The sequence below is a fragment of the Cytophaga sp. FL35 genome (assembly GCF_014349235.1).
Lineage (GTDB): Bacteria > Bacteroidota > Bacteroidia > Flavobacteriales > Flavobacteriaceae > Euzebyella.
The window spans coordinates 128,650-148,219 of the sequence record NZ_JACSOH010000002.1 but is presented as its reverse complement, the minus strand read 5'-3'; the positions used below and the strand labels follow the sequence as shown (position 1 = coordinate 148,219).

16 protein-coding genes and 1 tRNA gene are annotated in these 19,570 nt (G+C 38.7%); 7 read left to right on the top strand and 10 right to left on the bottom strand.

Features of this window, described 5'->3' with window-relative positions; genetic code table 11:
• Nucleotides 1-208 precede the first annotated feature (208 nt).
• Nucleotides 209-553 carry an Hpt domain-containing protein gene (locus tag BIZ36_RS01870; protein WP_187456163.1) on the top strand — a complete coding sequence of 115 codons (345 nt, stop codon included), beginning with the start codon at nt 209-211 and terminating at the stop codon, nt 551-553.
• A 3-nt stretch (nt 554-556) separates the two neighbouring features.
• Here BIZ36_RS01870 and BIZ36_RS01865 read toward each other — a convergent pair whose 3' ends face one another.
• The 4 genes from BIZ36_RS01865 to BIZ36_RS01850 all read right to left on the bottom strand — a co-directional run bounded on the left by BIZ36_RS01865 (nt 557) and on the right by BIZ36_RS01850 (nt 4,681).
• Entirely contained in the window at nt 557-1,657 is a 1,101-nt protein-coding gene (locus tag BIZ36_RS01865) for a DUF4407 domain-containing protein (RefSeq protein WP_187456162.1), read from the bottom strand.
• A 149-nt stretch (nt 1,658-1,806) separates the two neighbouring features.
• Complete coding sequence (locus BIZ36_RS01860; RefSeq protein ID WP_187456161.1) at nt 1,807-3,906, bottom strand: M56 family metallopeptidase; 2,100 nt, start codon at nt 3,904-3,906, stop codon at nt 1,807-1,809.
• Between the two features lie 47 nt (nt 3,907-3,953).
• Nucleotides 3,954-4,319 (bottom strand): BlaI/MecI/CopY family transcriptional regulator, encoded by a 366-nt coding sequence (locus BIZ36_RS01855; RefSeq protein ID WP_187456281.1) that lies wholly within the window; start codon nt 4,317-4,319, stop codon nt 3,954-3,956.
• Between the two features lie 65 nt (nt 4,320-4,384).
• On the bottom strand, nt 4,385-4,681 hold the full coding sequence (locus BIZ36_RS01850; RefSeq protein WP_187456160.1) for a hypothetical protein: 297 nt from the start codon (nt 4,679-4,681) through the stop codon (nt 4,385-4,387).
• 93 nt (nt 4,682-4,774) lie between these two features.
• On the opposite strand from BIZ36_RS01850, the gene BIZ36_RS01845 reads away from it, so the two are divergent.
• Nucleotides 4,775-5,353 carry a PhnA domain-containing protein gene (locus BIZ36_RS01845; protein ID WP_187456159.1) on the top strand — a complete coding sequence of 193 codons (579 nt, stop codon included), beginning with the start codon at nt 4,775-4,777 and terminating at the stop codon, nt 5,351-5,353.
• Between the two features lie 460 nt (nt 5,354-5,813).
• Here the strand turns inward: BIZ36_RS01845 and BIZ36_RS01840 are convergent, their stop codons facing one another.
• A complete protein-coding gene (locus BIZ36_RS01840) occupies nt 5,814-7,199 on the bottom strand; it encodes a dipeptidase (protein WP_187456158.1) in 1,386 nt (461 codons plus the stop codon).
• 225 nt (nt 7,200-7,424) lie between these two features.
• Here BIZ36_RS01840 and BIZ36_RS01835 point away from each other — a divergent pair.
• Nucleotides 7,425-7,506, top strand: a tRNA-Leu gene (locus tag BIZ36_RS01835).
• A gap of 65 nt (nt 7,507-7,571) precedes the next feature.
• Here BIZ36_RS01835 and BIZ36_RS21235 read toward each other — a convergent pair.
• The 4 genes from BIZ36_RS21235 to BIZ36_RS01815 are packed head-to-tail and all read right to left on the bottom strand — an operon-like array spanning nt 7,572 to nt 10,689.
• Complete coding sequence (locus BIZ36_RS21235; RefSeq protein ID WP_187456157.1) at nt 7,572-8,300, bottom strand: LytR/AlgR family response regulator transcription factor; 729 nt, start codon at nt 8,298-8,300, stop codon at nt 7,572-7,574.
• A 6-nt stretch (nt 8,301-8,306) separates the two neighbouring features.
• Nucleotides 8,307-9,329, bottom strand: a complete 1,023-nt coding sequence (locus BIZ36_RS01825; protein ID WP_187456156.1) for a sensor histidine kinase — start codon at nt 9,327-9,329, stop codon at nt 8,307-8,309.
• A gap of 12 nt (nt 9,330-9,341) precedes the next feature.
• Nucleotides 9,342-9,698 carry a DUF4907 domain-containing protein gene (locus BIZ36_RS01820; RefSeq protein WP_187456155.1) on the bottom strand — a complete coding sequence of 119 codons (357 nt, stop codon included), beginning with the start codon at nt 9,696-9,698 and terminating at the stop codon, nt 9,342-9,344.
• Nucleotide 9,699: 1 nt separating this feature from the next.
• Nucleotides 9,700-10,689 (bottom strand): Kelch repeat-containing protein, encoded by a 990-nt coding sequence (locus tag BIZ36_RS01815; RefSeq protein WP_187456154.1) that lies wholly within the window; start codon nt 10,687-10,689, stop codon nt 9,700-9,702.
• Nucleotides 10,690-10,915: 226 nt separating this feature from the next.
• On the opposite strand from BIZ36_RS01815, the gene BIZ36_RS01810 reads away from it, so the two are divergent.
• Both BIZ36_RS01810 and bamG read left to right on the top strand, forming a co-directional pair.
• A complete protein-coding gene (locus tag BIZ36_RS01810; protein WP_187456153.1) occupies nt 10,916-12,235 on the top strand; it encodes a DUF4270 family protein in 1,320 nt (439 codons plus the stop codon).
• On the top strand, nt 12,228-13,469 hold the full coding sequence (gene bamG, locus BIZ36_RS01805; protein WP_222937155.1) for a BamG family beta-barrel-assembly machinery protein: 1,242 nt from the start codon (nt 12,228-12,230) through the stop codon (nt 13,467-13,469). The genes BIZ36_RS01810 and bamG overlap by 8 nt, the downstream gene beginning before the upstream one ends.
• Before the next feature lie 5 nt (nt 13,470-13,474).
• On the opposite strand, the gene BIZ36_RS01800 is transcribed toward bamG, so the two are convergent.
• Nucleotides 13,475-15,094 carry a carboxylesterase/lipase family protein gene (locus BIZ36_RS01800; protein WP_187456151.1) on the bottom strand — a complete coding sequence of 540 codons (1,620 nt, stop codon included), beginning with the start codon at nt 15,092-15,094 and terminating at the stop codon, nt 13,475-13,477.
• Nucleotides 15,095-15,253: 159 nt separating this feature from the next.
• On the opposite strand from BIZ36_RS01800, the gene BIZ36_RS01795 reads away from it, so the two are divergent.
• Together BIZ36_RS01795 and BIZ36_RS01790 are read left to right on the top strand one after the other, a co-directional pair.
• Nucleotides 15,254-15,841: a precorrin-2 dehydrogenase/sirohydrochlorin ferrochelatase family protein gene (locus BIZ36_RS01795; protein WP_187456150.1), complete on the top strand. Its 588-nt coding sequence runs from the start codon at nt 15,254-15,256 to the stop codon at nt 15,839-15,841.
• A gap of 596 nt (nt 15,842-16,437) precedes the next feature.
• Nucleotides 16,438-19,554, top strand: coding sequence for a SusC/RagA family TonB-linked outer membrane protein (locus BIZ36_RS01790; RefSeq protein WP_187456149.1), 3,117 nt, complete (start codon nt 16,438-16,440; stop codon nt 19,552-19,554).
• Nucleotides 19,555-19,570: the final 16 nt, after the last annotated feature.

The following is a 19,570-nucleotide window of genomic DNA, read 5'->3' as shown; positions in this document are numbered from 1 at the left end:
AATAGCCTTTGAATTTTACAGAGCAATATCTCATTTTTTAATCCGTTATTTTAGACCATCTTAACTTATGACCACATGGTTGCTGGTCCTAGGATATGGTTTTTATATTTTTTACAACATTTTCTCAAATTAAAGTAGTATAATTCGTACATTTGATTTGTTCGTTTCTTTATCCCCCACATAAAGAATAGAAGAACGAGCTTTAACAATGGAGGCGAAACAAGATTTTTTAAGGGAAATACCCAACTTAGATTACGTGGTAGAGCTGGTAGGAACACAGGATTTTGAGTTCCAAGCTAAGTTTGTGGCCATTATGAAGACCGAATACACTTCTGATTTGGGAAAATATCTCTATCATATTAAGATAGGGGAACCCAGGACAGCTGCAGAACTGGTGCATAAACTTAAATACAAGTTTAGCGTATTGGGAATGGAGAAAACCTTCGAATTCGCCGAAGCCCATAAGGAGAAATTGGAATCAGGAGACACATCACTTGATGATGTTTTTAAGGTAATACTTAAAAAAGTGTCCAATTTTCTAGACCAGGCCTAAATCTTATAGACTTTTTATTTCCGCTTTTTGAAAAGCATCCGTTTGAAGCTTCATGAGCTCTTCGGCTTTTTGTTTTTTATAGGCATAAACAGCTTCCTCTTCCTTGATTTCGTTATAGATTTTCTGACTAAGCTCCGTATCCGTTTGAAGAATGTGCGACCGTTGCATCACTTTTTGATGAACCCAAGTTTCTAAGCTGGTTTCTTGGTCCTGTAGCTTGAGATCATATTCTCCTTTAGGTGCCAATAACTTTGCAATGATCGGAGATGTTTCGATGGCCAAGAAAAGAAGAAATATAAAAAAGGAAGGTAGCCAAGGTAACTTTTCTAAAGCGTTGATGCGAGCCATTAGTCCGTCAAATCCATCTATAATGGGCTGTGTTTTGGTAACGCTTTCCTCATAATTGGCGTTCAATTGCGCAATTTGATTTTCTTTTTCCTCAATTTTTTGATGATTGCCTGCTTTTAAGGAATTAAGCTCTGAAAGCGAAGCATCGTGTTTTTCCCGTTTTTCTTCATAAACGGGCCCTTTTCCCAATAGTCCCGTGCCGGCTGTACCTTCTGCTTCGTTGATATAAATTTCGTACAGGGCATCGGTTTCTGCTTGCTTGTCCGTGATTTCCTGTTTTAAGGCACTTATTTCTTCTTGTAGCTTATTGATGTTAGGAGAAAATTGTTGTACCAATTGCTGCTGATTGGCCAGTGTCATTTCATTTTTTTCTTCAAGCAGTACTTGGTTGATTTCCTTTTCAAAAATTTTCATTTCCAAGGGTTTGGAAATCACTACAGCAATGATGATGGCTAGGATAAGTCTTGGTATCGCCTGTACAAACTCCTGGCCAAAGCTGTTCCGCTTTTTAATGGTAGACACAATATATCGGTCTAGATTAAAAATGAGCAGGCCCCATATGATTCCAAAAAATACAGCACTGTAAATAGTATCAAAAACGGTATACAGGGCATAACTACAGGCAATCGTGGCCATTAAGGCCGTAAAAAATACGGTAGCTCCAATACCGGCATATTTGTTTTGTTCCCCTTTAGAACAAGTGTTAAGAATATCAGTATCGGCCCCGGAACAGAGAATGAAGAAACGTTGTAACATAAGTGCTCGTTTTTTGTGTCTCCCAGCACATCTTCCCGATAAATGGAAAATTTTGCAAAGAAGACATTTGATGATTGATGATACTGTTAGAACGCAGTTTTCGACAAATTGTTACAAAAAAGCCCTTGTTTTAAGGGCTATTTATTCCATTACTTCAATTCCTCCAAGATCATGGATGGAATATCGTGCGGTGTTTCATGTTTTTCTAACTGTATGAACTTATGTTTCTTTAATAAATCTAAACCTTCCTCTTTACTAATAATTTTGCCTTTGAGCCATATTTTAGAGCCGGCTTGAACCATTTTTTCAAAAACGGCTGAGGGATTATATTGTGTTGTTTCCGGTCCAAAGTAAGGCGTATCAAAAAGGGTAAGTTTTAAAGTGGGGTGGCCGGTTTCCAAATCGACTAAAGGATTTTGCTCATCTTTTGGACTGTAATATTTGTATGAGGTTTGAATACGAACTTCTTCTTTCGTTCCATCTTTGGTTAAATAAATGGTTGGGTTTAGCTCATCATAGATTTCTTTCGTATCAACTATTTTTTCTATTTGATAGTTGGCATACTCGGTATCGGAAGCATTCTTTTTTACAAGTATCTCTTCCATCGCATTTTCATTGACTTCCATGACCATTTCTACTTCTTTTTCTACCTGCTGAGCTTCATCGGGTGGTAATGGCGCCTTTGGTTTTTGCGGTGGCACTGGGGCATTGGGTGGTAAAGGAGGCTTGGGAGGTTCAGGTAATGCAGGAAATGGCTCTGCATTTGCCCGTTGTTCTTCGGACATGTTGTTGAATAGGTATTCCATTCGGTCTACATCCCTTTTTAGAATTTGGATACCCTCCTCTTTTTCTAACATTTTATTGTACTTCCTTGCCAGAGAATTGTATTCTTTCAACTCTTTTTTCGTTATGCTCGATTCTTGTACATAGGCGCGGTGTTCCATAATATTCACGGTGGCAGCTCCAAAATCGGAGATTATGGCATCTATTTGTTCCAAAACTTCCTTTGGCGCGTTTTTATCCGCTGTAATGATTACTCGAAGGCTTTTTGCTCTTTCTTCAAAGGTATCGGCGGTGTTTAATTGTTTTAAATGGCTTTTAAGGTCTTCCAATTCTACAAGCTGATTACCAACCAACAACAACCCGTTTTTGTTTATGGCAATTTCAATTAGGTGAACTGTCCTTTGTTGCTGGTTATTTTTATTGCATTCCGGAAAGGGTAGCGCTTTCTCCTTTTGGCTGGTGGACATTTTCTTGTAAATAACCTCGAGTGTTTGCAAGTCGTTCAGAGGTATTTTACGTTCTTGAATTGGAAGGGCGTTGTATTCGCTGGCCAAGTCATTGTACGTTTCAATTTCTGATGCGCTAGCTCTCGCCTGTATTTCTATCGCTGGCGTTTGTGGTTGAACTACTGTCACTTGTTCGCTAAATCCTATTACAAGGGCCGCCAGTAGTGGTACGGCCGCGAAACTTCTAAGAACCACAGAAGTGGTCGATTTTCTTTTTTTCATGATGATGAATCGTTTTTTGATGCTTTGGATTCCCTCTGCACCGATTGATGAATAAACTCTGTTTAACTGATGATTATGAGTTGCTGATGAGGCAAACTCTAAAAGGGTATGTTGGTAATCTTTTGCTGGCGTACCTTGCTTTAGAACGGCATGATCCGCTAAAAATTCGTGATTTAGTTTGATCCAATTTTTTAGGATGAAGATTAACGGATTGAACCAAAAAACAATCTGTAGTAGCTCCATTAGCAGTACATCCAAACTGTGTTTTTGCTTCACATGGGCCGCTTCATGAAGTAAAACTTCTTTGGGAATTGCCTTATTTTCAAACCCTTCTCGACTTAAGAAAATGTAGTGAAGAAAGGTATGTGGAGCCGTAAAATCTTCCAACAAAACATTGACCCAAGATTTGGTTCTCACTTTTGGGTTGTTCCTGATGTTTTTTACGAGAGAACTAAGATGAATGATAAAGCGGATGGTAAAAAAGAGGCCCCCTACTAAATATATGGGCAGTAGCAAATACCACCATTCCCATGGGTTTTCTTTTTCAGGGGCGATAGTAGTGGTTATTTCGGAAGTGTTAAATGAATTTTCATAATTAAAAGTGGTTGGCGGTAATTCTACATATTCTACAAAGACAATTTGTGGAATGATAAAGGAAAGCACTACAGCGGCCAGCAAATAAAATCTTTTTACATAGTGCATGGGTTCTTTCTCCAAAAGCAATTTGTAGAGTGACATAAATGCAGCTAAACATGCTGCTGATTTTAAAAGATAGAGCAGCATAATCAACGCTTTTTTATTTCGTTGTCAATCAACTTGCGTAAATCTTCCAGTTCTTCCTTGCTTAAATGGGTAGTTTCCGTGAAGAAGGAAGCGAATTGACCCGGACTATTATTAAAAAAGTTTCGAATAAGTCCGTTAACGTGTTTTGAAAAGTAGTCTTTCTTTTTTACTAGGGGAAGGTATTCTCGTGACCTGCCTTGAAGCTGATAGTCTACAAAGCCCTTTTCGGTCATTCTTTTGAGGAGGGTAGCAATGGTGGTGGTAGCCGGTTTAGGTTCAGGATAGGCTTCCAGTAAATCTTTCATAAAAGCTTTTTTCAGCTTCCATAAAATATTCATTAATTCTTCCTCTGATTTTGATAATTGCATGACGCTTTTCTTTTGTTCTACAAACATAGAACAAAATATTTAATTCTACAAATGTAGAGTTAAAATTAGACCAGTGTTGAAAAACGATAATTGTAGTTGATCAGAAAAAGAGTAATCAAGACGGCTATGACTGCAATGCAAATGGCCAGTATAAGGAGTGATTTTCTTTGCTCTTGTGATGCTTTTTCTCTTATGTTGCTCTTTATTGCTTCCAGTTTTTCGGGAGTAGGATTAGGAAAGTCATAAGTTATCGAGGAAGCTTCATGAAAAAGCATACTCCTATTTTCTCCCTGAAACTTCTTTCTCGCAGGAATGGAGTTTTGCTTAATCCTATTTACCATGTCAATGATATGTCCGCTCATATATCCAATATACAAAAAAAGATTGAAAAAATAACTATCTCCAGTTTTGAAAAATCCAAAAAAAATTAAGTTTGCAGCCTTAAGTCTTATTTTATGAACGTATTGGATGCCTTAAAAATCAGAAGTGATTCAAAATGTGAACTGTGCAGTGCTGAAAATGAATTGTCTGTTTTTGAAGTGCCACCCGTCTCCACTGGTGGATTGGATGGTAGTATGTTGGTTTGTGCCCATTGTCTGGTACAAATTGAAGGAGATGTTGCCATGGAGGCCAATCACTGGCGGTGTCTGAACGATAGTATGTGGAGCGAGCACGAGGCTGTAAAAGTGGTTGCATGGCGTATGCTTTCAAGATTAAAAGAGGAAGGCTGGCCCAAAGATTTGTTGGATATGATGTATTTGGAAGATGAGACCTTGGCATGGGCGAAGGCTACTGGAGAAGGACTCTCAGAAGCTGAAAAAATCATTCATCGTGATGCCAACGGAGCCATTTTAGAAAATGGCGATAACGTTGTACTTATTAAGGACTTGAAGGTGAAGGGCTCCAGTATGGTTGCTAAACAGGGTACGGCCGTACGCCGTATTTCCTTGGACCGTGAAAATTCCGAATATATTGAGGGTAAGGTTGACGGTCAACAAATTGTGATTATCACGAAATATGTGAAGAAGAGTTAGTTGTTCAAAGGACTTAAGACTTAGGACTTAGGAAGGAGGATTGAATTATTTAAAACGAAGTCCTTTTCATGAAGTGGTAACTTAGATTTGAAATAATTCCTTGCGTAGCTTTTAGTTATTGGATTCTTTTTGTAATATTTATTCATCATGTTTTCGTAGCTAATTTCACTTGGTAACTTTTCTATATTAATATCATTACGCAGATAATCTAAAAACTTATCTCTTAGTTTTTGAAATGGTACTATTTGATATTGGTCGTTAATCCTTTCAAGAAATAACTCTTTACCATTAAAATTGATAACGCGAAAATTTAATTGATTTGCAAGAATGTCAAAAACTTCAATTTGAAGAAATTCAATTTTTGATTCACTTCTATTGGATTGTATTAAGTCGATGAATTTTACGATCATATTTGCAGCTCTATAAAGTATTACATTTAAATTAGTTTATTTCAACCATCTTAACTCAGCTGCGTAAAGTACTGATAGAAGTAGGGTATCGTTTCAATGCCCTTGAGGTAATTCCATATTCCAAAATGTTCGTTAGGGGAGTGAATGGCATCACTATCCAATCCAAAACCCATTAAAATTGTCTTGCTTTCCAATTCCCGTTCAAAAAGGGAGACGATAGGAATGCTTCCGCCACTTCTCTGTGGAATGGGAATTTTGCCAAATGTAGTCTCGTACGCTTTTGAAGCTGCTTGGTACGCTACGGTGTCAATAGGGGTTACGTACCCTTGTCCGCCATGATGGGGTTTCACCTTTACCGTTACACTTTTGGGCGCTATGGACTCAAAGTGTTGTTGAAATAGCTCCGTAATTTCTTGCCAATCTTGATTAGGAACCAATCGCATGCTAATTTTGGCAAAAGCCTTACTGGGAATCACTGTTTTGGCACCTTCCCCTGTGTAGCCGCCCCACATTCCATTGACATCCAAGGTAGGTCTAATGGCATTTCGTTCATTGGTAAGGTATCCTTCCTCTCCATGCACATCATTAATATCCAAAGCCTTTTTATAGCGCTCAAGGCTAAATGGCGCTTCGGCCATTTGATTGCGTTCATCTTTTGAAAGTTCTTCTACCTTGTCATAAAACCCAGGAATAGTAATATGGTTGTTTTCATCGTGGAGGGAAGCGATCATTTTAGCCAATATATTGTTAGGGTTGGCCACAGCCCCACCGTACAATCCCGAATGTAAATCACGGTTAGGTCCGGTTACTTCCACTTCTACATAACTCAGCCCTCTTAGACCAGTGGTGATAGACGGAATGTCATTGGCAATCATGCCAGTATCGGAAATCAGTATAACGTCATTAGCAAGTTTTTCCTTGTTCAGGGCTACAAAATCACCCAAATTCTTACTGCCGACTTCCTCTTCCCCTTCAATCATGAATTTTACATTACAAGGAAGTTGCTGGGTCTTGACCATAAACTCAAATGCCTTAACGTGCATATACATTTGACCTTTGTCGTCACAAGCACCACGGGCATAAATAGCGCCTTCTGGGTGGGTTTCGGTTTTTCTTATTTCCGGTTCAAAAGGAGGAGAGTTCCATAAGTCCATTGGATCTGGCGGTTGTACATCATAATGCCCATAAACCAGGACGGTGGGCAGGTTAGAATCGATGATTTTTTCACCATAAACAATGGGGTATCCATTGGTTTCACAGATTTCAACGGTATCACACCCCGCTCTTTCCAAAGCAGATTTTATGGCTTCCGCCGTGTCAATAACATCTTGCGAGAATGCTGAATCCGCACTAATAGATGGAATTTTAAGCAGTTCAATAAGTTCTTCGATAAATCTATCCTTGTTTTTGGCAAGGTATTCCTGTACATGTTGCATGTTGCGAAATTAGGCTAGTTTTTAAAATTACAAAAAAGTAAGTTTTGATGCTTTAAAATTTAGAGATATCAAATTTTGCTTTATATTTGCATCCCAATTTGATTTTGGAGTTGCAGGCGTGGTGGTCCCGATAGCTATCGGGAGGTAGACACAGTTAAATTTTCAAAGTCTTAATTTAAATCAAGAATGTAAAGAAATTGAAGTTCTTGATACGAAAATATTGATGCAGGCGTGGTGGAATTGGTAGACACGCTAGACTTAGGATCTAGTGCCGCAAGGTGTGAGAGTTCGAGTCTCTCCGCCTGTACAACTAGAAAGCCTTTCAGGAAACTGAAAGGCTTTTTTGATTTAAATACAGTTTTTAATTTTTAATTACCTCAACCCCAAACGGGTCAAGAAATTTACTCGGTAGCTTTCACCAATGGGGATTCGAATATCATCTATTACCACTCTGTTTCTCTGAATGGAACCAATGTGGTTTACATTGATAAGAAAGGATTTATGGGCTCTTTCAAATTGGTTTTTTGGAAGCCTCTCATAAAGTTCCTTAAAACTCATAAGGGTTAATATAGGTTTGTTGCTGTGCTCAATGTGAATTTTAAGATAGTCCTTCAGGCCCTGTACATATTTTATACTGTCTATCTTAATCTTTACGTTTTCATATTCAGCTTTTACAAAAATGAAATTATCGCTGTTTTCCGCAAACCCACTGGAGGAGAAAATGTGGGCATCGCTCAAATCCCTTCTTTTTTTGAATAGCCCTTGTGCTCTAGAGACAGCTTTTACGAACCTGCCGTAGCGAATGGGTTTAACAAGGTAGTCAACAGCATTGAGCTCAAACCCATCAACGGCATAATGGGGGTAGGCGGTGGTAAAAATGAACAATGGTCTGTTCTCCAAAGAGTCTATAAAGTCGATTCCGTTCATTTGTGGCATTTCAATGTCGCAAAAGATAAGGTCTATTTGCTTGGCTTTAATAAAAGGTATGGAATCTAATGGATTGGTAAAAGTTCCTTCCAGTTCCAGAAAATCTAATTTTAGACAGTAGTCCTTTAGTACATCTATAGCTAATGGCTCGTCATCAATGATAATACACTTCACAATATTTTATTTTAGATTAACGCGTAAGAAGACCGTATAATAGGTGCCGTCATTTTTTATATCCAATTCATGGGTGTTTGGGTATAGGAGCTTCAATCTGTTTTCTACGTTCACAATGCCCACTCCCGAGCTTCCTTCTTTGCTTACATAGGCCCCTACTATATTTTTAACGTATAGTTTTATGGAGGAATCCAATATTTCTAAACAAATTTCAATATCTGTGTTTCCCTGGAAGTCTGTTCCATATTTGAAGGCATTTTCTATAAAGGCGATAAACAACAAAGGAGCAATTAGTTTACCGTGTGCATCACCGTTAATTTTTAACTTAACACTTTCTCCGTCCGGGAGCCTAAGTCGTTGTAATTGTACATAGTTCTTTAAATAATTTATTTCCTTTTCCAGTGGTACCAATTCGCGATTGGCTTCGTACAACATATATCGCATTAGCTCTGATATGTTCAGGATGGCCTCTGAAGTGTCCGAAGATTTCTTTACCGAAAGGGAGTAAATGGTATTTAGAGAGTTGAACAGAAAATGGGGGTTTAATTGGGTTTTAAGAAATTGTAGCTCGGAATTGATTTTTTCCTTTTCCGTAACCTTTCTCAAATCTTCATTCTTTCTCCATTCGGCATACATTTTTAGAACAGTACTTACCGTAAAGGGAATTATAAAGACCAAAGTGAAAATTAAAGGTTGTCTTAAAATCCTACTTCTGGGCTCTCTCACAAAAGGAGGCATTCGGTCTTCAAATGGAGGTACACTAAAATAATTGGAAATTAAAATGGTGAGTGTGATGGTGAAAAAACTCCAGAATATATAGGTGTTTAACTTTTTCCTTAAAAGAAAGTTGGGAACCAAATAAAAATAATTGAGATAAAATATGACAATGGTTAGCCCAATATTTATAGGGATATCCGTAGGTGTTTTTCTACCAAACTCAATACTTGGGTAAATTAAGAAGAGGGCAAAGCACAACCATACCGCCATGTGGGCCAAAATGAGTTTCAGTGGTAGTTTGTGCAATTCCATTTGTTAACTTTCTTAGTGTTCTGGAATGGTTATGTTCAAGTTTTTTAGGTCTTGTGCGGTGATTTCGGGATTTCGGGAATTTTTCAACCTGTGAACAACTTTTTTTGCAATGAGGATCGCTTCCTGGCGATTGGTAAAAGTAATGTCTCCTGATAGTCCAGGAATGTTTTCCTGCCTGATTAACAAATTTTTACCATGCCAAATTTGATAACCGAAACCTTCCTCAAGAGAAATGGTTTCGGCCTTCAAATCAACAACCTCAGTTTCTATCATGGTGCCCTCCGGTAAAAGGAATGACACAATGGTAAAAACAGTAAAGGTGCTAGCTAAAACAAATAAAACCGTTTTGCTCCGTATTTTTGGTGCCATGTTAATCCTCTTCCTCATATTCATCAAACGGCATAAATTCATCTAAATCATCTAAGTACAAGGTTCCAGACCTTCCTAGTCCTACAAAAGCTTGAGTGCCGTTTGAGAATGCGATGGCATCTTGTCTGGTAGTTCCTTCAAAACTGGTTTTCATCTCCCAACTATCTAAACTGGGGTCATATTCCCAAACTGTTGAAAGGGCGCCACTAGATGCTCCACATGCAATATAACCGTAGCCATTTATGGTAAAGGCTACCGCATTGCTTCGCATTATGTTGTAATCATCTTCTTCGTCCAAGTCCAATTTTTTACTCCAACTTTCGGTAGTGCTATCAAATTCCCAGAAGTCGTCCAAGTATATTCCGTTGGAAACACCGGTACCCAAGTAGACTTTTTCTCCTATGGTGAAGGTGGTGGCCGAACGCCGTTTGTCACCGCCAAAGCCTATGAGCTCCGTCCAAGTGTCCGTTGCGGGATTGTACTTCCAAAAATCTTTACGGTCATTATCACCATCAAAACCGGTTCCAAAATATCCATAACCGTTAATGCCAAATGCCACTGCACTTCTTCTTGCGGTTGCAGGTAATGAGGATATTTGAGTCCAAGTATTACTGGACGGGTTATAAGAATAAAAGTCACTCAATTCATCAAGACCGTCATAACCGGAACCAATGTACCCTTTGCCATCTACACTGAACCCTACCGCAGCATTTCTTGCACTTCCAGGAAAATCTGCTTTTTGTGACCAGAAATCACCCTCTATATTATAGGCCCAAAAGGAGGTCAAATAATCATCTCCATCATAACCAACACCGGTATAACCTATGTTGTCTATGGTAAAACCGCTCACGCCACTACGAGGACTGCCATCAAAAACGGAACGGTCTACCCAATTGCCCAAATCATCTTCATCCTCATCGTTGGAACAGCTATTTAAAGCCAAAATGGATAAAAAGGCTGCACCTATAGTTCTAAAATATTCCTGGTTCATTTTGTTGATTTATAATTTCTGGTCAAAGCTAAGGCAATGCTGTAGGGGCAGAAACTGAAATAGATAAATACGCTTTTTTAAGGTATGAATCAGGGGAATTTATCTGCGAATGGATTAAACCACGTTCGTAGCTTTTTTTAAGCCATAGGTCTCAAAAGATTCTTGGTTTATCTATTAGGCTTCAGGACCATTACGTTCCCAGCTACTTTTACGGAAAATAATGGCAATGATTAAAAAAACAATATTGTATCTGCTGCTTTTAGGTGGTATTGCTTCTTGTAGTACGGATACTATAAATACTTCTGATTTTGAGGCGGGAGAAACCTTTACGGACAGTAATATTAGGGTGATGCTTTTGGATACGGCTACTGTACTTACCTCTACTATAAAGTATGACAGTATTCTTACTTCTGAAGCTAGTAGGATTATGGTAGGGCAATATTCTGACTCAATTTTTGGAACGGTAAAGGCATCGAGTTTTATGGAATTGATTCCCCAATCTTATTCTATAGCTTCTGAAGCGGTTTATGACAGTATTGTCCTATATCTTAAATATGATGGATATTTTTATGCGGATACCCTACAGTCTATAAATATGGATGTTTATGAATTGGCTGAGAGTTTAAACCCGGGTGAAAGTGGGTATTTTAACACAAGTGAAGTATCTGTAAAAGAAGAGGCAATTGGCAACCTTACTTTTAATCCAAGACCTAGCGGAGGGGACTCATTGGAGATTAAAATTAAGGATAGTCTGGGTTTGGAAATATTTAATAGACTTCAGCAAAAGGATATTGTTAATTCAGATGAATTTACAAACTTTTTTAAAGGGCTTCAGTTAAAACCTGCATCCAATGACAATGGGGCGGTTTTAGGCTATTCCTTATCGGCCAGTTTGATGCGCCTTTACTTTTCCGAAGCCGAAGAAACAAGTCAGGAGCAAAGTTCCTTGGACTTTACAATAAATACAACATCGTCCCCAACTCCTTTTTTTAATAGGGTACTAGCGCAGAACCCCATCGATTATTTATCCGGATTTACTAATCAAGAAGATATTAGATACAGTACAGATACCAATAATCAGTCCTATATACAATCAGGCACTGGTATTGCAACAAGAATTGAATTTCCTCATATAAAAACTCTTTTTGAAATTCAAGGTGAAGGAACACTGTTGGGAGCAGTCTTAAAAATAAAGCCAAGCTTTGGGTCCTTCAACGATCAACTGGCTTTGCGGGATACCCTTTCGGTATTTGTGGTAGATCAGAATAATGATATAACGGAGCAATTGGCAATAGAGGATGTGGCAACCGTTCAGGCCATTTTAAACAGGGATGGCGAAGAGTTCAACGATATCTATTATGAGTTACCCCTAAGCACTTATATAGAAAGCATTTTAATGGGTGAAAGAAGTTTGGATGATGCTCTTATACTGTTTCCCAACAACTACATTTCTACCATAGACCGTTTTGTGCTAAATGATAGCAATAACGGAATTCAAAGTTCCACACTACAAATTACGTATGCCATATATGATGAGGATGAATAAAGTACAATTTTCTGTGATGCTGTTTTTTTCCATTTCAACTATTTTAGCCCAATCAGAAGGATTGACCAGTTCTCCCTATTCTTTATATGGTCTGGGTACTATAAACCAATCTGGAATTGGTAAAACCAATGGGATGGGATATGTGGGTATAGGCTTAAAAACACCAGAAGAAATCAATAATATCAACACCGCAAATTTTGCCCTTGTGCCTCAAAACCTATTTATATATGACGTGGGTTTAAAGGGTTTATACAATACTTTTAGCAATAGGGCGGATCAAGAGACAAAAACTACATTGAATTTTTCCAATCTTGCAGTGGCCTTTAGAATTGGACAAGGTTTAGGTGCAGGACTATCACTTGTACCCTACAGTGATGTTGGTTATTCTTTGGTGGGGATAAAGACGAATATTGAAGGGTCAAACGAAACTTTTGAAAGTTCGGTAACGGGAGTGGGAGGACTAAGTGATTTAAAATTGAACTTGGGATATGAACTTTTGCCAGGGCTAAGATTGGGTTTAGGAGGGTCCCTTCTATTTGGCAATATTGAAGAAACTGAGACCTTTGAAATAAGCTCCAGTAATTTTGAGCTTACGGAAAACACCAACTATACGGGATTTCGCCTAAACACCGGAATTCAGTTTGACGTTTCCGAGAATATTACTCTAGGGAGTACTATTCAATTGCCAACCTCTTTGAAAGGAACGCTTAAAAGGTCTGTCTTGAAAAATGTGGACCAGACAGAAATTACAGTTGAAAATGAGGGTACAGATAGCACGGACGACTTTAAAATGCCGCTACAGGTAGGATTGGGTTTCAGCGCCAAAATATTCAAATCGCTTACCCTTGCCGGGGATTATAAGAACAATTACTGGAGTGATACGCAGCAAACAGAAAATTTAGGCTCTTACGTAGACCAAAGTGTTTTTGCCCTAGGAATGGAGTATGAGAAAAATAGTGACAGTTTTAAATACGTAGATAGAATACAGTATCGGTTAGGTTATAATTATGATACAGGGTACCTTTCAATGAACGGAAGTAAAATAGATGGTTACTCCTTTACGGCGGGAATTGGCCTGCCTGTGGGCCAAGGTTGGAAATCCAGATTAAATTTATCCTACAGTTACGGTTCCCAAGGTCAAATTCAAAATATAATGATTAAGGAGAACTTTCATCTAGTAACTTTGAACCTTGGCTTAAAAGACGTCTGGTTTCAAAAGCGGAAAATCAATTAGTATTATCAGGGTTGTTTGTTTGCCACTAATTCAAATAACTCCTTGTCCAATTGCGGTTGAACAACACAGCGAGTATCCAAATGCATGGTAGCGGTGTTATCGCTATTGTATTCGGGCCATTGTGGTAAACCGGGGTGGTTGGGGTCTCCATTTTTAGCAAAGGCAATCCAGGCTTCGCTCATTTTGCCTGCCAGCTCTTGGGCTTTTCCGCCTCCACCTGTCATGTTTTCGGCTTTTTTAATATTGTCGAACATAAAGGGCAATTCCATACAGTGTAATGATTTGTATTTTCCGTCAAAGACGGGCGATTGCCATGTAAATAGATACATGTAAACCGCTGCTCCACTATCAAGTTTTGACTTTTCATTGGCCTGATGTACTGCGCCGGGCCTAAACATTGTGTCCACATCAATTAAATCCTTGACTTCAGTATCATTAGGATAGGCTTTTTTTACAGCTTTGATATACTCTTCGGATTTTGCTCCCCATTCTTGTTTAATATGGGCATATATTTCTTCATCGGAAGCGCCAACAAATCTCATATTGGCAAAGGGGGCAAATTCATTTTTAGTTGTTCCTAACATTAACGGAATGTCTTTGGAAAGTTCAAAGGCCTCCTGGGAAAAGAGTTGGTAGGGTAGTATCTCTCCGTCTTTGCTAGGACCCCAATTGAGGCCAAAACCAATGACAGGTTTCCCTTGTTCTCGCATCTTCGCGGCCACATTCTTTAGCGCTTGTGAGCTTACGTTACTCAGTTTTTCAAAGGGAATATTTTGTAGGCTGTCAACCTCTGTGCTCTTTAAATCTAACAGGGAAAGTACTTCCGCTCCAATGGCTTGTGTGTCTTCTTTTTCCAGTAGCTGCGTTCTAAATGATCCGCTTTGGTTTATCGCCTTATGGAACAACCCTTTTGCCTGTGGCATGCCCATTAGGGTATTAACCTTAGCACCTCCTCCAGATTGGCCAAAAATGGTGACATTGTTAGGGTCGCCTCCAAAGTTTGTGATGTTGGTCTGTACCCATTTAAGTGCCTCGGCCATATCCAGAATACTGTTGTTTGCTGAATACTTGTATTTTTCGCCATATGCGGAAAGGTCCAAGAAGCCCAATACGTTTAATCGATGGTTGATGGATACAACCACCACATCTCCTCGCTTGCTTAGGTTTTCACCGTCATAAGATGGAAGTTCTTGGCTAGAACCTGCGGTGAATCCACCGCCGTGTATCCAGAAAAGTACAGGCCTTTTTCTGCCATCGGAAATACTGGGTGTCCAAATATTGATTCTTAAACAATCTTCGCTCGTATATCCCCAATCATGGTCAAAAACAAATTCCGGCTCATCGGTGACTTCTGTTGTGGGAGTCAGTAGAGGAGCTACCGGTCCGTAGGTGGTAGAGCTTCTAATACCCTCCCAAGAATCCGGTCTGGTTGGGGCTTCAAAACGTTTGGCTTTGGCATAGGGAATGCCTTTGTAGGTAAAAATTCCGTTATGAACGTAGCCGCGAACTTTTCCGGATTCAGTTGTAGTTACAGCAACATCTTTACCTGTTTGCAGTACTTGTGCTCCCAAAAAGTTTATATGAAGAAGAATGTATAGACCGAATAAAAAAGAGGTGATTTTCATCGTTTGATGTTTAATAGTTAAGGAGTTGAGTGTCAAATAAAGGACAAAAAAATCCAATTTCCAAAGTTTATTGTTTCATAATGAGACAATAACTGTTTTTTTATATTTTAAGTCCTCAGGGGATAATTGTAAATTAGCATTGGTTATTAAATTCTATAGATGGAGCGCAATCCCTTATATCCCATATTTTTAAAGGTTTCTGAGTTGAACGTTTTGATTGTTGGCGGTGGCAATGTGGCATTGGAAAAATTGACTTTTCTTCTTAAGTCAAGCCCCGCTGCAAAGGTTGAAATGGTTTCCCCTATGTTTAGAGAGGAAACCGTTGAACATGCACGTAATTTTAACGTAACCATGCATAATGCTTCTTATGATCCTTCTTTCCTTAAGAATAAACATATCGTGATTGCCACAACTGATGTTCCTATGGTTAACCAACAAGTGTTTCTGGATTGTAGGGAGAGAAGTATTTTGGTAAATGTAGCCGATAATCCGCCCTTATGTGATTTTTACATGGGAGGTATTGTAACGAAAGGAAATGTGAAAGTGGCTATATCAACCAACGGGAAGTCTCCTACTACTGCGAAGAGACTGCGGCAGTTTTTTGAGGATGTATTACCGGACAATATTGACGATTTGGTGAAGAATCTCAATGAATACAGAAAAACCATCAAAGGCGACTTTGAACAGAAGGTCGAGACCTTGAATGAGTTTACCAAAGGTTTGGTCAATAAAAAAGGAAATAGCTAGGTCCTGTTTATATTATTGTAGTATTTTTCCTAATTTCTTTCTTAATTTTTAATTCAGTTACAAAAATTTCTTTATTTGTGAGATTTTGGTTGTTTGTGTAACCGATTGCGGTAATCGATTACATTTTTTTTAACTAAAATTTTGAACCTTAATTTTCCTACAAAGTCTTTCCTGTGTGTGTTAAGGCCCTATTATTTGGGGTCTAACATATTATTAACAAATCTAATTTTTGTAGGAAATTTGAGTTTCTTTAAAAAACAAGGAGATCGGTTTATTTTTAATAATAATTACGAACTCCATAAAATTATTTAATAAATGGGTTTAAATAGATAATTATTGACATTTATTTTTTGAAATTTAATTTGGTTAAGTGAATTCCTCAACCTATTTTCGTTCATGAGCAGTGTAATTTTAACACAAATTTTAACAGTTGTGCAATCGATACACTTCTTAGGCAACCTAATTAAAAACTCAATTAATTAACTACTAAAACACAAGCTATGAAATGAAAAAGTCACTAAAGATTTCCAATTTATGGAATCAACTCTTCACAATCTGAACAATTAAGTAACTAACAATTTTTAACTAACTACAACATGAAAAACACTACACGTTTAGTGGGTACAAGTTTTGGCGTGTTCTATACTCAGTTTTTTAGGACACTATTCATGATTTTACTTGTTGTGCCTATTTTTGGTCATGCGTTTACAGACAAAAAAGCGGACCCAAGTTTTAATTTAGAATTACCGGACCAATCTACAATTACAGGAACGGTAAAGGATACGAACGGTGTGCCACTTGCAGGAGCAAGTGTGGTAGTAAAAGGAACTACTCGTGGTACTACAACCGATTTTGACGGTAATTTCTCCATTCAGGCAGCTGGTAACGCTGTTTTGGGAGTTAGCTATATTGGCTATAAAACGGCCGAGATTTCGGTAAATAATCAATCAACACTCAATGTAACTTTGGAAGAAGATTCTGCCCTGCTCGATGAGGTGGTTGTGGTAGGTTATGGTACCCAAAAGAAGGGGGAGGTAACCGCGGCCATTGCTTCAGTTGAGGCAGAACAAATTGGAATTGTGCAGACATCCAGTACTATAGATGCCGTAAAGGGTCAAATTGCTGGTGTTGATATTCAAGCTGGTGGTGGTAGGCCTGGACAAACCTCTAGTGTAAGAATTAGGGGTAGAAGATCTATTACGGCCTCTAATGACCCCCTATACGTCGTGGATGGAATTCCCTTGATTGATGGATCGGAGTCCATGTCCGATATCAACCCTCAAGATATAGCATCTATGCAAATTTTGAAGGATGCTGCCGCTACTGCGGTATATGGTTCCCGAGGTGCAAATGGTGTAATATTGGTAACTACCAATAGAGGAAGAGTGGGTAAAACACAAGTTCGTTATAGTAGTCAAATTGGTTTGACTTCCGCCACTAGACTGGTAGATATGATGAACGGTGAGGAATATGCCGCTTTAAAAAGAGAAGCCAGAAGAAAGGGAGCTACAGAGGCTGATCCAAATTGGAACGGAACTATTCCTGCTGATATAGATGTTTTCTTTGATCCAGTAGAGTTAGAGTCTTTAGAGCAAGGTAGATCTATAGATTATTTGGATTTGGTAGTCGGCAATGGTTATCAAACCAATCACCAGTTAGGGGTAAGCGGTGGTTCAGAGAATACCACTTTTAATACCTCTATAGGTTATTTTAAGGAACAAGGTATTATAAGTAATCAGGACTACGAAAGGTTTACAGGAAGAATAAATGTAGATCATAGAATAAATGATATTTTCAAAATTGGTTCTTCGTTCATGATTTCCAACTCTGTTCAAAACTGGGGGTCCAATGCAACTATTGGTGAAGCCCTGGCAAATAACCCATTGGGTAAACCATATGACGATGAAGGTAATTTGAATTTCTTGCCAACAAATGACGGTATTCGTACCAACCCCTTGAACGAGTTGGTAGAAGATGCCTATATAGATGAAAGAAAATGGACACGAATTTTTGCTCCGGTATTTCTTGATATTGATATTACAGAAGGTTTGCAATGGAGAACTTTGTTCGGCCCAGACATTCGTTTAGGTAGAAGAGGCCAATTTAGAGGTAGTTTAACGAACGATAACAGGGGAGGCCCAGGAGATGCTTCTATTGATCGTGTTGACAATTTTGCCTATACAATCGAAAACTTATTGACTTATGATAAGGAAATAGGAAATGATCATAACCTTAAGGTTACACTTCTGCAGAGTACGCAAAATTCAAAAACAGAATTTTCAAGTGCCTCTGTAACGGGTATTCCCTATGAATCCCAAAAGTTTTATAATCTTGGTTCTGCCGACAATAGTATTGTTGCTTCCAACTTAACGGAGTGGACCTTGAATTCTTTCATGGGAAGAATCAATTATGATATCGCTGGGAAATATCTCTTCCAAGCTTCGCTAAGGGCGGATGGTTCTTCTAGACTGGCGGAAGGAAATAAGTGGAATTATTTCCCTGGTGCGTCTGTTGGTTGGAGGATTTCCGAGGAAAACTTTTTGGCTGATTCTTCCATCACCCAGTTGATGTTAAGGGCATCTTACGGAGAAGTAGGTAATACTTCGGTTGCCCCGTACCAAACAGCGGGTAGATTGGAAGGAGTTGCCTATGCTTGGGGAGAATCAAATGCTTTAGGACGTGCATTATCGGAAATTCCAAATCCTGATTTAGGATGGGAGGTTTCCAAGACGTTGGATGTTGGTCTGGATTTTGGACTGTTCAATGGTAGGTTAGATGGAACCTTTGATTTCTTCAGAACCAATACCGTGGATATCTTGTTGAATAGAAGTTTGCCATATACTTCTGGTTACGAGAGTATCCTTCAGAATATCGGTGCAACAAGAACCCAAGGTTTGGAATTCGCTATTAGTACCAAAGTTTTTGATAATCCTGAGGCGTTCTCTTGGAAACTGGATTTCAATATTGCGGGTTACAGAGAAGAAATTGTAGAATTGGCCCTAAAGGATGAAAATGGTAATCCTATTGATGATGTGGGTAACAACTGGTTCATTGGCCATCCGATTAGTGTTATATACGATTATGAGAAAATTGGTATTTATCAAGCGGATGAAGTTGAGTTGGCCAATACAATGGAGCAAAAAGAACCTGGTGAAATCAAGTTAAGGGATACCAACAATAACGGTATTATCGATCCTGATGATCGTAGAATTCTTGGTGACGATACACCTGACTTCTATGGTGGTATTACCAATAAATTCTCGTACAAAGGTTTGGAGTTGGGCGTTTTCTTTTATTTCCGCCAAGGACAAACTGTAACGTCTAACTTCCATAGCGGAAACAATTCCTTGTTCGCAAGGTACAACAACTTAGATGTTGATTATTGGACCATTGACAATCCTACCAATGCCTACCCTAGGCCAAACGAGAATCAAGAGAGTCCGCGTAACGGATCTACCTTGAGATATTTTGATGGTAGCTTTGTGAAGCTAAGAAATGTATCACTAAGTTATGCATTGCCCGGTTCGTTCGTAGAAAAATTGGGTATGGAAGAACTTAAACTGTCTGTTTCAGGTCAAAATCTTTGGTTTATTACCGATTTTGAAACATTTGATCCAGAGGTAGCTGAAAGTGGAAATGATGCAGGTTCCTTAGGTAGTGGCGTGGTGCCAAGTAATAAAATGTACTCTTTATCATTAAAGGCTAGATTTTAATCATGGGATCATCTAA

Coding starts and splice junctions, on each gene's coding strand:
- BIZ36_RS01845 (WP_187456159.1), top strand. CDS start 4,775: ATGAACGTATTGGATGCCTTAAAAATCAGAAGTGATTCAAAATGTGAA.
- BIZ36_RS01865 (WP_187456162.1), bottom strand. CDS start 1,657: ATGTTACAACGTTTCTTCATTCTCTGTTCCGGGGCCGATACTGATATT.
- BIZ36_RS01825 (WP_187456156.1), bottom strand. CDS start 9,329: ATGGAATTGCACAAACTACCACTGAAACTCATTTTGGCCCACATGGCG.
- BIZ36_RS01855 (WP_187456281.1), bottom strand. CDS start 4,319: ATGCAATTATCAAAATCAGAGGAAGAATTAATGAATATTTTATGGAAG.
- BIZ36_RS01850 (WP_187456160.1), bottom strand. CDS start 4,681: ATGAGCGGACATATCATTGACATGGTAAATAGGATTAAGCAAAACTCC.
- BIZ36_RS01840 (WP_187456158.1), bottom strand. CDS start 7,199: ATGCAACATGTACAGGAATACCTTGCCAAAAACAAGGATAGATTTATC.
- BIZ36_RS01815 (WP_187456154.1), bottom strand. CDS start 10,689: ATGAACCAGGAATATTTTAGAACTATAGGTGCAGCCTTTTTATCCATT.
- bamG (WP_222937155.1), top strand. CDS start 12,228: ATGAATAAAGTACAATTTTCTGTGATGCTGTTTTTTTCCATTTCAACT.
- BIZ36_RS01790 (WP_187456149.1), top strand. CDS start 16,438: ATGAAAAACACTACACGTTTAGTGGGTACAAGTTTTGGCGTGTTCTAT.
- BIZ36_RS01800 (WP_187456151.1), bottom strand. CDS start 15,094: ATGAAAATCACCTCTTTTTTATTCGGTCTATACATTCTTCTTCATATA.
- BIZ36_RS01860 (WP_187456161.1), bottom strand. CDS start 3,906: ATGTCACTCTACAAATTGCTTTTGGAGAAAGAACCCATGCACTATGTA.
- BIZ36_RS01870 (WP_187456163.1), top strand. CDS start 209: ATGGAGGCGAAACAAGATTTTTTAAGGGAAATACCCAACTTAGATTAC.
- BIZ36_RS01810 (WP_187456153.1), top strand. CDS start 10,916: ATGATTAAAAAAACAATATTGTATCTGCTGCTTTTAGGTGGTATTGCT.
- BIZ36_RS01820 (WP_187456155.1), bottom strand. CDS start 9,698: ATGGCACCAAAAATACGGAGCAAAACGGTTTTATTTGTTTTAGCTAGC.
- BIZ36_RS01795 (WP_187456150.1), top strand. CDS start 15,254: ATGGAGCGCAATCCCTTATATCCCATATTTTTAAAGGTTTCTGAGTTG.